This window comes from Cyanobacterium sp. IPPAS B-1200, from assembly GCF_001747005.2.
Classification (GTDB): Bacteria; Cyanobacteriota; Cyanobacteriia; order Cyanobacteriales; family Cyanobacteriaceae; genus Cyanobacterium.
On record NZ_CP182899.1, the window covers coordinates 297,643 to 311,639 of the forward strand.

Annotated in this window: 9 protein-coding genes; 5 read left to right on the forward strand and 4 right to left on the reverse strand. The window is 39.5% G+C overall.

The features are described from left to right. Positions 1-44: 44 nt before the first annotated feature. Entirely contained in the window at positions 45-2,618 is a 2,574-nt protein-coding gene (locus A5482_RS01290; protein ID WP_069789887.1) for a M1 family metallopeptidase, read from the reverse strand. Positions 2,619-2,783: 165 nt separating this feature from the next. Here A5482_RS01290 and grpE point away from each other — a divergent pair, with 165 nt between their 5' ends. Both grpE and dnaK read left to right on the forward strand, forming a co-directional pair. Then, positions 2,784-3,566: a nucleotide exchange factor GrpE gene (gene grpE / locus A5482_RS01295; protein WP_069789886.1), complete on the forward strand. Its 783-nt coding sequence runs from the start codon at positions 2,784-2,786 to the stop codon at positions 3,564-3,566. A gap of 246 nt (positions 3,567-3,812) precedes the next feature. Continuing rightward, positions 3,813-5,828: a molecular chaperone DnaK gene (dnaK, locus tag A5482_RS01300; RefSeq protein WP_446682307.1), complete on the forward strand. Its 2,016-nt coding sequence runs from the start codon at positions 3,813-3,815 to the stop codon at positions 5,826-5,828. 168 nt (positions 5,829-5,996) lie between these two features. On the opposite strand, the gene A5482_RS01305 is transcribed toward dnaK, so the two are convergent. Then, a complete protein-coding gene (locus A5482_RS01305; RefSeq protein ID WP_083260381.1) occupies positions 5,997-6,992 on the reverse strand; it encodes a ribose-phosphate pyrophosphokinase in 996 nt (331 codons plus the stop codon). 146 nt (positions 6,993-7,138) lie between these two features. Here A5482_RS01305 and bioD point away from each other — a divergent pair, with 146 nt between their 5' ends. Beyond that, a complete protein-coding gene (bioD, locus tag A5482_RS01310) occupies positions 7,139-7,810 on the forward strand; it encodes a dethiobiotin synthase (protein ID WP_069789885.1) in 672 nt (223 codons plus the stop codon). Positions 7,811-7,878: 68 nt separating this feature from the next. Here bioD and A5482_RS01315 read toward each other — a convergent pair whose 3' ends face one another. Further along, a complete protein-coding gene (locus A5482_RS01315) occupies positions 7,879-9,927 on the reverse strand; it encodes a PhoX family protein (protein WP_069789884.1) in 2,049 nt (682 codons plus the stop codon). Between the two features lie 306 nt (positions 9,928-10,233). Here A5482_RS01315 and A5482_RS01320 point away from each other — a divergent pair, with 306 nt between their 5' ends. Next, positions 10,234-11,172, forward strand: coding sequence for an isoaspartyl peptidase/L-asparaginase (locus A5482_RS01320; protein WP_069789883.1), 939 nt, complete (start codon positions 10,234-10,236; stop codon positions 11,170-11,172). Between the two features lie 47 nt (positions 11,173-11,219). On the opposite strand, the gene A5482_RS01325 is transcribed toward A5482_RS01320, so the two are convergent. Then, positions 11,220-12,350 carry a transporter substrate-binding domain-containing protein gene (locus A5482_RS01325; protein ID WP_069789882.1) on the reverse strand — a complete coding sequence of 377 codons (1,131 nt, stop codon included), beginning with the start codon at positions 12,348-12,350 and terminating at the stop codon, positions 11,220-11,222. Positions 12,351-12,701: 351 nt separating this feature from the next. Here A5482_RS01325 and A5482_RS01330 point away from each other — a divergent pair, with 351 nt between their 5' ends. After that, complete coding sequence (locus tag A5482_RS01330; protein ID WP_069789881.1) at positions 12,702-13,973, forward strand: ABC transporter ATP-binding protein; 1,272 nt, start codon at positions 12,702-12,704, stop codon at positions 13,971-13,973. The last annotated feature ends 24 nt before the right edge of the window (positions 13,974-13,997 follow it).

Sequence of the window (13,997 nt, forward strand, 5' to 3'; positions counted from 1 at the left end):
TCAAAACAATAAATAAAAGTATGTTTTATAAATCGGACTTAGTATTACCTTTCTTCTAGTTTAGCTAAACGACTTTTTAAATCTTGATTTTCCTCTTTAAGTTTATCTACCGCTTGGCGTAAATCCTCAAGATTTTTATCCTTGCCTAATTTGCCTCTCACCTGATTAACCGCTTCTTCTGCCCGTCTTTTTACCCTACCATCGGGGGTGCTTTCGGCAAGGGTGGATAAAAGATTAATGGCTTGGGAATCTTCGATTTGAGATAAACCGCTGATAAGTGCCATTTGAGTAAGGAAAAAGGTATCTTTGAGGATGTCTTCAAATTGTTCAAGGATAATGGCTAATTTGTCTGCTTTTTGTCCTTTGGCAACCGCCCCAAGGCAACGAATGGCAGTTAGTCGAAGGGGTTGAGGGGTGCCGAGTTTGGTATATTGGGCGATTAAGTCGGCGGCGGCGGGGGAAGTTTTTAGTTTACTAAGACCATTGATCGCCCCTGATCTAATTATTTCGTTTAAGCCACTTCTGTCCTTCAATATTTGACCGAAAAGCTCAATTACCTCATTTTCTTTATCCGCTAAAGTACCCGTCACCAATGAGCCGAGAGCATTGATTGCGGAGGCTTCTGCGTAGTAACTAGGGTCAGTGGCGATCGCCACTTGTTTGAGGGCGTTATAACTAGATTCGGTTTTATGTTTGCCGAGGGCTTCTATAACTGCTCTTCTGACACGGTGATTTTCTTCGGCTAAAAACTCTATGAGGGTATCAACCGCTTGATCTAGTTTTATTTTGCTTAACTGCTTAACAATTTCTACTTTAACTCCCCAAAAAGACTCATTTTCAAAAGCATTTTTAAGGGTTTTTACCGCTTCTAAATTAGCTTTTTTACCAATAGAGATCGCACTGTAAATGCGGGAAATAGGGTCTGGATCATACTTTAATTGGGCTTTTAACTCGCTAAATCCATATTCTAACTTAACAGTTTTTAGATGATTATTGTTAACATCAAAACTAACAAAATCAGGTTTTTCAGCTAGAGGGAAATAGAAACTTTGTTCAGGTTTATTTAACTTAAGAATAAACTCCGTAGATGTAACGCCTTTTTGGGCAGAATAGTAACCAAAAGCAAGGGGAATTTTCAACTCAAACAAATCGATATATTTGCCATTTTCCTCTTTAGCCTGAGTTTGTTTCACCGTCACACAACCCAAATTAGAATCATTATCCCAACTGTAGGTTACCTTAAAATCAGGGTGTCCACCCCTAAAGACATATTGATCAAAAAGAGAGCCTAAATTATAGCCCGTTGACTTTTCCACCGCCCTTAATAAATCAACGGTTTCCACGGTTTTGTGGGCATTATCATTAATAAAAGTATGAATCGCCCTGTCAAACAATTCATCCCCCAAAATCGAGCGTATCATGTGATATACACAGGCGCCTTTCTCGTACAAATGACGGTCATATAATTCGATCGCCTCTCGGTACACATTTGTTACAATGGGACGACGATAACGGGAGGAATCTTCTTGTAAATAACTCCTTGCTTCCCCTAAAAGATAATAACGGGCATCATCATCTCCATATTCATGCTCCGTCCACAACACCTCTGCATAGGAAGCCGCCCCCTCCTTTATCCAAGCATGACTCCAATGTTTTATTACCACCAAATCCCCGAACCATTGATGGGCTAATTCATGTGCCACAAGGCTTTCGGTGCGATCATTATCTAACGCTCCTCTTTCGTCCAACAAACAACGGTCCGTTAATAGGGTAGTAGATGTGTTCTCCATGCCCCCGAAAATGAAGTCATCCACACACACTTGAGCATACTTTGAGAAGGGATAATTATAACCATATTTTTTACTAAAAAACTCAATCATTCTAGGGGTTTTACCCATGCTGATGGTAGCTTCTTTTTCTTTGCCTTTTTCTACGTAATAATCTACGGGAATATCTTGCCATTTATCCTCAATTTTGGCAAATTTACCTACTGCTAAAGTCATCAAATAAGTAGGATGAATTTGAGGCTGTAACCAGTGATATATTTTACTGTTTTCTATCTCTTGAATCTCTACTAATTCTCCATTAGAAATAGCTGTATATTCAGCGGGAACTTTTACTTTTATTTCGGAGGTGGCTAACTGCCCAGGGTAATCAAAACAAGGAAACCAGTAACGGGAATCTTCGTCTTCTCCTTGAGTCCATACTTGATGAGGTTTATCTGGATAATGTTCATCGGGGGCGATAAAATATAATCCTCTTTGGGGTTTTTCTTTACTATATTTAATAACAATTACTAAGTCTTTTGTGGTGGTAGGCTGTTGTAAATTGATAGTTAAAGTTTCACCGTCATAATCAAAGGGTTGACTGATACTATCAATCAAAACTGACTCAATTTCAAGGTCAACAGCATCAAGGGTAAGTTGACTAATGTTTTCTCGAATAGGGGTGAGGGTAATATTACAATTTCCCCCAAATTTCTGGGCGCTTATGTCCAATTCTAGGTCAAGAAAAATATGTTGTACCTGCCCATAGCGATCTGGATTATAGTGGGGTTTTGCCCCGGGTAGTTCAAAACTTTTTTTGGCTTCAGAATCAAAATAATAGCTACGGGTCATAGTTTGCTTACTGATAATGATATTTTTCCTTATTATTTATCTTATCTTAAGATGTGAATTGCTATGTTCGTTTTTTCAAGGATTATGGAGAGTTAAACTTAACGAAGTACCTAGAATTAGTTACAATTATGAGTAACTATCAAGTAAATTTTATTACAGTTAGCTATGACTGAAACAAATAATTATATGGAATTGGATCAAGAAATTAAGGAACAAGAAAATATAGAAGAAAATCAAAATATAGATTCAGTGATGGAACCTGAAGTTTTGGAAGATGATTCGGATGGGGTAACTGATGATGAAGCTCAGGATGATAGCGTAACCTCTGAAACCACCGATGATATTGAGTCAGAGGATACTTCTGATATTGGCGATGATGAGAGTGAAAGTGTAAAGGCGATCGCCCTTTTACAAGAAGAAATAGCCAATCTTCACCAACAACTAGAGCTTCAAAAAGAACAAACGAAAAGTGTTCAAGGTCAATTCATGAGGCTAACTGCTGACTTTGATAACTTCCGTCGTCGCACCGCCAAAGAAAAAGAAGAACAAGAAACCACCATCAAAAAGAAAACCATCACCGAATTACTTCCTGTGGTGGATAACTTTGAAAGAGCTAGAACCCAAATAAAACCAGCTAATGATGGGGAAATGGGTATTCACAAAAGCTATCAAGGAGTATATAAAACCTTTGTCGAAAGTTTGAAAAAACTAGGGGTTTCTGCCATGCGTCCAGAAGGTGAACTTTTTGATCCTAACTACCAAGAAGCTATGCTCAGAGAGCCTACTAACGAGTATCCTGAAGGCACAGTCATAGAGCAATTGGTAAGGGGTTATCTTCTCAATGATCAAGTGCTACGCTATGCTATGGTGAAAGTAGCCGCCCCCAAAGATGATGACGACAATGAAGCAATCGCCACCCCAGAAAATGGCGAAAATGCTGAAAATTAATCAACACCTTTTATTAGTAAAATTAACTAATATAAATTAGCAGGAAAAATAGAAAAAGAGCCACCCACTATGGCTCTATAAAAAAATTGAGCAAAATAAATTACACTTAGGTGAAGGTGTTGTACATCAAAAATAGTTGTCGTAAAAAATAATAATTGATGACAACAAATATTCCTAGGGTATCCTGTAAAAAACGATCAAGATCAACACCACAAGAAAACTTATAAATCGCAACTGCTATCAGTTATGGGAAAAGTAATCGGAATCGACTTAGGAACAACAAATAGTTGTGTTGCCGTACTAGAAGGGGGCAAACCTTTAATTATCAATAATCAAGAGGGTTCACGGACAACCCCCAGTATAGTAGGCTTTGGCAAAGGTTCTCAGCGCCTAGTGGGGCAATTAGCCAAACGTCAAGCCGTCACCAATGCCGAAAATACCGTGTACAGCATCAAGCGATTTATAGGTAGAAGATGGTCTGATAGCGATCACGATCGCACTCGGGTAACATATCAGTGTGTAAAAGGGAAAGATGACACCGTAGATGTCCAAATACAAGATCGTAGCTATACCCCCCAAGAAATCTCCTCGATGATTCTCCAAAAACTAAAAACCGATGCCGAAACATTTTTAGGAGAACCCGTCACCCAAGCCGTAATCACTGTTCCTGCTTATTTTACCGATGCCCAAAGACAAGCCACCAAAGACGCTGGTACTATTGCCGGGTTAGAAGTGATGCGGATTATTAACGAGCCTACGGCCGCCGCCCTTGCCTATGGTTTAGATAAACAAGACCAAGATCAATATGTATTGGTATTTGACCTTGGGGGAGGTACTTTTGACGTGTCGGTGTTGCAACTGGGTAACGGTATCTTTGAGGTAGTATCCACTTCAGGGAATAACCAATTAGGGGGGGATGATTTTGACGGAGTTATCGTTGATTGGCTAATTAAAAAATTTAAGGAACAAGAAGGCATTGACCTTAGTTCTGACAAAATGGCACTGCAAAGGCTCAGGGAAGCTGCAGAGAAAGCCAAGATAGAGTTGTCCAACCTCATGGAAACATCCATTAATCTTCCCTTTATTACCGCCGATGACAGTGGACCAAAACACTTAGAACTAGAACTTTCTCGCCCTGACTTAGAAGAACTAATCGCTCCATTGGTACAAGAAATCGTCCCTCCCATGCAAAGGGCGCTCGCTGATTCAGAACTCCGAAAAGACCAGATTCATCGAGTCGTGTTGGTAGGGGGTTCAACCCGTAGCCCTGCCATATCCGCCAAGATAGAGGAATTTTTCGGCACAGGTATTTCCATTGACCGCTCCATTAACCCTGATGAAGCCGTAGCCCTAGGGGCGGCAGTGCAAGGGGGAGTATTAGGGGGAGAGGTGCGCAACCTACTTTTATTGGATGTTACCCCCCTATCCTTGGGCTTGGAAACCCTTGGGGAAGTATTTACCAAAATTATTGACCGTAACACCACCATTCCCACCAGTCGTGCTCAAGTATTTTCCACGGCCGTGGATGGACAAACTTCTGTGGAAGTTCACGTGTTGCAAGGGGAGCGTTCTATGGTCAAAGATAACAAGAGTTTGGGCAAATTTCTTTTGACGGGTATTCCCCCAGCGCCTAGGGGGGTACCACAAATAGAAGTATCCTTTGATATTGATGCCGATGGTATTCTTAAAGTAAGTGCTAAGGATAAAGGTACAGGCATTGAGCAAGGAATCGTCATTAGTAATACTGGCTCTTTGGATGCCCAAGAAATTGATCTTATGCGTCGGGAGGCTCAAGAATATGCTTCTAGCGATCGCCGTCGGGTACAATTAGTTGAAATTAAAAAACAATTAGATAGTCTTCTCTATAGCTACGAATTGAGCTTAGAAAAAAATCCTTTCCTTGTGGGTGAAAGTTTACAAGAAGAAATTAACCAGAAAAAAGTCAACATTGCCGAAGCCATTGATTCTTCCGACATTCCCGTAAGTCAAGTGGAATCTATGATTAATGACTTGAGAGAAACCATTATCGGATTAGGTAGCAAAGCCTATGAAAGCGTTTCTCAACCCCCAGAAACCAATGCCGAACCTCAAGGAGAAACTATGTTTGAATCCTTGGATGGAGATGATCTTGATCCTGAATTTAAGAGTATTGAAGATGAAATCCTTAGCGGTTTGAGCCAAATTTCTGGTGGCACTGCGGAGTTTGATTTTGACTATGATCAAGATGAAACCATTACAGGGGATTACGAAACTGTAGATTAATAGTTAGGGTGCGCTGACAAAATGCTTTGTTTAATGAGTCCAAGGAGAATATTTTACTCTCTTGTTTGATGTAGTTAATCAGAATCAAAAAGTCAATATTTAAGTAATTTCATGAAAAAAGGGGTTTGCACCCCCTCTTTTTTTTGCCCTGTTTTAATAAATAAATAACTAACGGAACATAATACTTACCGAACTATCCTCATGGATACGCCAAATAGTCTCACCCAGTAGGTTTGCTACGGATAAAACTTTCAGCTGAGGAAAATAGTTGTCTAAAGGTACAGGAATTGTATTAGTTACGATTACTTCCTCAAAAACATCACTAGATAAACGAGATATGGCAGGGCCAGAAAATACCGCATGGGTTGCACAGGCATAAATTTTCTTAGCACCTTCTTTTTTGAGCAGTCTTGCCCCTTCTAGTAGTGTTCCTGCGGTGTCAATCATATCATCCACCAAAATGGCGTTTTTGCCTTTCACATCACCGATGACATTCATCACTTCGGCTACGTTATGGGCTTGACGACGCTTATCAATGATAGCTAAAGGAGCATCATTTAACTTTTTGGCGAAAGCCCTTGCCCGGGCTACACCGCCCACGTCAGGAGATACTACTACAAAATCTTCCAACTCTTTTTGAAGGAGATAGTCAAGAATAACAGGAGAACCATAAACATGATCTAAGGGTATATCAAAATATCCTTGAATCTGGGCAGAGTGTAGGTCCATGGCAAGGACTCGATTGGCCCCTGCCTGGGTGACTAAGTTGGCTACTAATTTGGCGGATATGGACTCCCTACCTGCGGTTTTACGATCGGCTCTGGCATAAGAATAGTAGGGAATAACTGCGGTAATTTGCCGTGCTGATGCCCGACGACAGGCATCAATCATGATCAGCAACTCCATTAAGTTATCGTTGACAGGATTACAACAGGGTTGAATTAAATAAACGTCACACCCCCTGATGGATTCTTGGATTTGGACGTATAACTCTCCGTCGGCAAATCTCTTCCGAATCATCGGTCCTAGATCCATGCCTAGATAGCGCGCTACTTCTGTAGCTAGTCCGATGTTTGCTGATCCTGAAAATAATCTGAGACGATTATTGTCGGATACTTGATGTTGTAACATGGGACTGAGTGTTAAAGTGGCAGAATGACTCACGGCAAATTCTTTAACCTCGTAAAATTTAATAATAATTTAATCTTTATCTTACCCTTTTAAAATAGGAGAAGTTTTACTCTTGTATTCTAATTTACAATATATATACCATTTTGCTTCATTTATTTTGGGGTTGTGTTGATTTTTTAATGAAAACTTTATTTATTACGGGTACGGATACGGATGCGGGAAAAACTATCGTAACTACCGCATGGAGGGCGTATTACAAGATTTATTATCCCCATCTATCTACAGGTTTGATGAAGTTATTACAAACTGGTAGGTTGGGGGATGCGGAATTTTATCAACAATTTTTCGATGATGTGATTATTCCTTTACGTTATGATGCTCCTTTGGCTCCCCCTGTGGCGGCGGCTATGGAACATCGTTCTATTGATATGGATTTGATTTATAGTCAGTTACGGCAGGGGCAAACCCAATATGATGTTTTTTTGGTGGAGGCTTTGGGGGGTTTGGGTTCTCCCATTACTGATAATTTGACCATTGCCCATGTGGCTGATAGTTGGGTTTTGGATACGGTTTTGGTGGTTCCTGTGAAGTTAGGGGCGATCGCCCATACTATAGCAAACGTAGCCCTTGCTAGACAACATAATATTAATTTAAAAGGGATTATTTTTAATTGTGTAAATCCCTATACCGAGGAACAGATTAATAATTGGACTCCCAAACAAATGATCGAATCCTTTACCAATATTCCCGTACTCGGTTATTTTCCTTATATAGAAAACCTTTCTAATTTAGAAGACTTAGCCAAAGCCTTTAAAAATTCCATGGACATGACCAAAATCCAAGATATATAAAGTAGGGTGGGCAATGCCCACCATGAGATATTTCGATACCTTAAAACTGGTATGTCCAACCAAAACAATTAAGAACCGATAATACCACCATCTTCCTTGGTAATAACCACCGTAGCCGAACGAGGATAAGGAGAACCATTACCATCAGGCCACCGAGAATTAATTTTCCCCTGAGCAAAATCCTCCTTAGTTGAAGTAGCCCCAGGATGCTGAACATTAATAAACATCGTACGGCGATCAGGAGTAGTAATTACCCCAGTAATTTCTTGACCCACCGGACCAGTTAAAAAACGGCGAATAGCCCCAGTTTCAGGATCCGCCGCCAACATCATATTATTACCAAACTGAGCAAAATCTCCAGTATTGATGACACTTTCACTCATATCAGTTTGAATCCAGATGCGACGCTCAGCATCAATCCACAACCCATCAGGGTTACAAAATTGATTCTCTATATCCAAAAAATCACCCTTCAAAGTCTGGCTGTCATCCTCTGGCCCTGCCAAAACAAACATCTCCCATTTAAAAGCATTACCGCTAGGGTTATTATTTTGCTCTTGCCAACGAACAATTTGTCCCCAACGATTACTGGCACGAGGATTAACCGTATCAACTTGGTCAGCTTCACGACTGGTATTATTAGTAAGAGTAAAATAAACCTCTCCCGTCTGAGGATCAATAGCCCCCCATTCTGGACGATCCATTTTTGTAGCACCTACAAAATCTGCCGCAGTGCGGGTATTAACTAAAACATCAGCTTGGGAGTTGAACCCATTTTCGCGAGTTAAACCATTTTGTCCAAAAACTAATGCTATCCAATCACCACTTCCATCCTCATTAAATCGAGCCACATAGAGGGTGCCATTATCCAATAAATGTCCCCCTGCAGTTTGTGCAAAATAGGGTTGGGCAGACACATATTTATAAATATATTCAAAACGAGCATCATCCCCAGAATAACAAACAATAGGTTGACCCTCTACCGCAGGATGAAATACAATTCCTTCATGGCGAAAACGTCCTAAAGCAGTACGTTTTTGGGGGGTATGGTTAGGATTAAAAGGATCAATTTCTACCACCCAACCGAAAGTATTTGGCTCATTACGATAATCTTCAATGGCATTATTGCCTTTTGTAGAAGCATCAAAGCGAATATACTCATCATTACCATTAGCCGCTAATTCCCAACCATAGCGGGTATCCCCTGTACTAACTCCATAACGGGAATGTTCTCTGGGTAAATTAGGATTACCTTGATTATCCACATCACCATTACGAAAATAACCATGCCAGTTTTCCTCTGCTGCTAGGTAAGTATTCCAAGGGGTTACTCCATGGGCGCAGTTGTTAAGAGTGCCACGGGTGGCTGTTCCATCCTTACTGTAAAGAGTTTTAACAAAGTCTGTACCACGGACAGGGCCATTAATTTCCATGGGGGTTAAACCTGTAATGCGACGATTACGAGAATCTTTAACTACTGCCCAACTGCCATTACGTTGCTTACGGATATGAACAATGGAAACTCCGTGGGCATTCATTTCCTTTAATACTTCATCGCTATCTCGGCGATTTTCTCCTATCATGGTTACATCTCCTCGGGTTAGGGCTTTCCCTTGGGCGGAGGTGTGCATATAGCGCGGTTCAATGTATTCATGGTTCATAACCAAAAATCCTTCTTCCGAACTGCCTTCATAGGGGGAATTTCCATCAATGGGAAAAAAGTGCATTCCATCATGGTGACTACCAATTTGCATTCCTTGTTCTGCACCAGTGTTTTCTAAGCGATAATCGGGATAGTCTCCTGCAATGGGCTCTCCCCAAGGAAGAATGACTTGAGCTTTATATCCTTCTGGAACGATAATGGTATCAGCTTCACTAATAGGAATGGCTTTAAATCCTAGTAATGGGTTTTGGGCTTTGGCCATGCGGGGGCGAATGGCGCTGAGAATAGGACTGGCAAACATGGAGGTAATGGCTAGGGCAACACTACCTTTTAATACTTGCCTCCGTTGCATTTTTTTTCCAATTATTGCGCTCAGACTGTTATTTTGTGAGGGATTGCAGTCTGGTTCATGGTTGGGGTCAAAGGGTCGAGAACGATTTATGTTCTTAGTCATTGTTTGTTTTCCTCTGTGACTCAAGAGGTGTTTTTGAGGAACAATACTTGAGCTATGTTGTTTTTATCATCAAGGTAGATAGTAGATAATTTAAGTTAGGAAAAGGTTAAACTAAGAATAAGTTTCGGTTAACTCAAGGTGGAAAAGAGTAAGATAATTTGAGGGTAAATTTTCAATGATTGTATGGTTGTGATTTTAGGTTTAATAAAGTTTTATTGAATAAATACAGTTAGTAAAAAATGTATATTTTTTATAGGATAAATATAGTAAAATAGCTATGAAATAAATATTTATTTAATTTATCAAATGTCTAATCAAATTACTCCTAAATTAATCATCCATGGTGGTGCTGGTAGCTCTTTAAAAGGAAAAGGAGGCCTAGAAGCGGTAAGGGAATCCCTCCATAACATTGTCAAAGAAGTATATGAGTTACTTTTGGCTGGTAAAAGTGCCAATGAAGCAGTAATTTTGGGTTGTCAATTATTGGAAGATAATCAGCGTTTTAACGCAGGTACAGGCTCTGTATTACAGTCTGATGGACAAATTCGCATGAGTGCATCGTTGATGGATGGGGAAGCCCAGCGTTTTAGTGGGGTGATTAATGTTTCTCGGGTAAAAAATCCCATTGAGTTGGCGAAAACTTTACAGCATAAGGAAGATAGAGTTTTATCAGACTACGGCAGCGCACAACTGTTACGGGAATTGGGTTTTCCCATTTATGACCCCCTAACTGATTTAAGATTACAGGAGTGGATTGAGGAGAGAAAGGGTAACTTTAGCAGTAAAATGGCTGGGGTTGTGGCGGAGGCTGAAAATGCTAGACGAGGTACCATTGGGGTGGTTGCCCTTGATAGTATGGGTAGAGTGAGTGCGGGGACTTCTACGGGGGGTAAGGGTTTGGAATATGTGGGCAGGGTAAGTGATTCGGCGATGCCTGCGGGAAATTATGCCAATGGGGTGGCAGGGGTTAGTTGTACGGGCATTGGGGAAGATATTATTGATGAGTGTTTGGCGGCGAAGGTGGTAATTCGTACCACAGATGGGTTGTCTTTGTCTGAAGCGATGCAAAAATCCATGGCAGAGGCGAAGGAAAATAAACGGGATTTAGGGGCGATCGCCCTTAGCCGTGATGGTAAGATAGTATGGGGTAAAACCAGCGAAATATTATTGGCTGCCTACCATGATGGCAACGGCATCAACGATAGTCTCGAATGGAATGATGATAGCTTAACCGACAGTATTTAGGTGTTAGGTTAATATGTTTTTATGTTAAAAATTGTCTTATCTATTCTCTAAAACTCATCATTTCGACCAAACCAACGTTCATAAATTTGATCATAAGTACCATTTTCTCGTAAAGCAAGGATAGCCCGATTAATATCATTACGATAACGGCTACCCCTAGGCAAAACGATGGCATAACTTTGAACATCAAAAGTGCTGCCGACGATTTTGGTACTATGATCACTTCCCCTTTCATTGATAAGATAAAGCAAAACGGGCTCATCATAAACCACAGCCTCAATATCTTGGTTTATTAACTCTTCATAGGCCTCTTCAATGCTATCAAAGGCTACAACATTCGCTGACAAATTTTGTAAAAACTCTACGGAGGTACTACCCTTTACCGTACCCACCGAACGTCCCCTTAAATCATTGTATCCTTTAATTTGGGTATCTAGGCGATCGACTGTCATAGAAGAACTAATAGAAGCAGTAAAATAAGAAATTAATAATATTCCTGCAAACATCCAAATTGTTGCTACAATTCTCCCCCCAGCGGTGGTAGGGGTTTTGTCACCATAACCCACCGTAACTAAAGTTACCACAGACCACCAAAAAGATTCCCAAATACCACGCCAATATTTACGGGGAAACATTTGAGTATTTTCTTTCCTTTCAAATATCCACATCATATGGGCAGCTAAAATAGTAAACAAGCATAAAATTCCCACCGTAATCCAAATGGTTGGTACAAATATATAATTGATTGCCATTCTGAAGGGGGAAATAGGCTCTCCTGATACCATTATATTTAATCCAGATTCAAAGAAAGGGTGAGAAAAATCGATAATTTGTTCCCTTTCCGATGTCATAGAAATTCCTGCCACAGATACATCTGCCCTGCTTTCTATCACGGAATTTAATAATTCTTGAACATTATCCTCTGAATGAAGTTCGTATTCTATGTCCATTTTGTTAGCAATTTCATCCCATAAATCAATGCTAAATCCAGAATATTCTCCGTTTTCTTGTTCAAATACAAAGGGAGGAAAGGGGCGGGTAGATACCCTAAGGGGATCATTTTTTTCTTGGGCTAGTAAAGGTTGTGCGGAAATTATGCTAATACCTAAAACAACAAGTTTAATCCAAAAGAAATTAGTTATTAAGTGGGGGAAATTAATTTTCTTGGGTGCGAACATATTTTTTTATGTATTGTATTTTGCCCCCATTAAGTAGGTAGGTGTAATTAAATCGATCTAGCCAAAAGGTTTAAGCCTTTTATTAATAAAGGTTTTGGTAATACTAAACCCATCATTAATAACGCCAACTTACTTATACAGGGATAATTCTATTACTTGATTTATTGATATTTACCAGTAAAACATAATTATTATTGTCTTACAAAAAGTGATTAGGAATAGTTTTTGAAGGTATAGTTAAAATCTATTTAGAAAAAAAGGACTCTCGCTATGGGCTTCTATTTGCTAAACGATATTCCTTGAAATGCTATAATTTGACGTTGAATGCTTATTTTGGATAGATGGTAAATTTTGGCACAAGTAATTATTGAAAATCTTTATAAGAGTTATTCTGGCTCTAGGTCAAAGCTATCTGGTGGTAATAATATAGGAGTTATTTCCCCTGTTTCTGTCCCTGTGGAAAACGAGAAAAAGGAGTCTAACTCCAACGATAATACGAATGTTCTTAAGGGGATTAATTTAGAGATTAGGGAAGGGGAGTTTATGGTATTGGTAGGGCCTTCAGGGTGTGGTAAAAGTACCCTACTGCGGTTAATTGCTGGGTTGGAAGAAATTACGGCGGGTAAGATTATTATAGGCGATCGCACTGTAAACAATTTACCACCAAAATCGAGAGATATTGCCATGGTATTCCAAAATTATGCCCTTTATCCCCATCTTAGGGTGTATGACAACATCGCCTTTGGTTTACGGCGGATGAATCCTGATAAAAAGAAATTTTCTGCTGCTAAAATCATGGCAGATATTAGTCGTAGTTTACCGCCTTCTTTTCGTTATCTGAGTCAGGAGGAACAAACTATCCAACAAAAAGTCATAGAAGTAGCCCAATTATTACAAATTGATCATCTTTTAGATAGATTACCAAAACAATTGTCGGGGGGGCAAAAACAAAGGGTAGCCTTGGGCCGTGCCATCGCTCGAAATCCCCAAACTTTTTTAATGGATGAACCTCTTTCTAATTTAGATGCTAAACTAAGAACTGAAACTCGTAGCCAGATTGTTACCCTACAAAAACAATTACAAGTAACAACTATTTATGTTACCCATGATCAAACAGAAGCTATGACTATGGGCGATCGCATTGCTATCATGAATAGTGGAGAAATTCAACAGGTAGCTACCCCCCTAGAAGTGTATCGTCAACCAGCGAATCAATTTGTCGCTCAATTTATTGGCTCACCTCCCATGAACTTTATTGAAGTTACTTTTATCAAAGAAAAATCAATGATTGTTCATCAATGTTTTAAAATAGTTTTACCCCAAAAATGGCTCAATATTTTCGCTGATTATAATTACGAAAAAATTAATTTAGGAGTTAGACCAGAACATTTTTATTTAACCAATGACACTACCAAAACCCTATCTTGTACTATTACAATGATTGAATCTTTGGGAAATGAAACCCTGTTAAATGTGAGTTTAGACAATGTTAATTATCCTCTACAAGTAAGGGTATTTGGAGATGATATATTTAATATAGGGGATAAAATAAATTTAGGAATTAACCTAGATAAAGTTAGTTTTTTTGATTCATATCAAGGTAAAAATATTAGTTTAAAATAAGAGAAATCTCCCTTAACTTTTACC

Coding starts and splice junctions, on each gene's coding strand:
- grpE (WP_069789886.1), top strand. CDS start 2,784: ATGACTGAAACAAATAATTATATGGAATTGGATCAAGAAATTAAGGAA.
- A5482_RS01315 (WP_069789884.1), bottom strand. CDS start 9,927: ATGACTAAGAACATAAATCGTTCTCGACCCTTTGACCCCAACCATGAA.
- A5482_RS01290 (WP_069789887.1), bottom strand. CDS start 2,618: ATGACCCGTAGCTATTATTTTGATTCTGAAGCCAAAAAAAGTTTTGAA.
- A5482_RS01325 (WP_069789882.1), bottom strand. CDS start 12,350: ATGTTCGCACCCAAGAAAATTAATTTCCCCCACTTAATAACTAATTTC.
- bioD (WP_069789885.1), top strand. CDS start 7,139: ATGAAAACTTTATTTATTACGGGTACGGATACGGATGCGGGAAAAACT.
- A5482_RS01320 (WP_069789883.1), top strand. CDS start 10,234: ATGTCTAATCAAATTACTCCTAAATTAATCATCCATGGTGGTGCTGGT.
- dnaK (WP_446682307.1), top strand. CDS start 3,813: ATGGGAAAAGTAATCGGAATCGACTTAGGAACAACAAATAGTTGTGTT.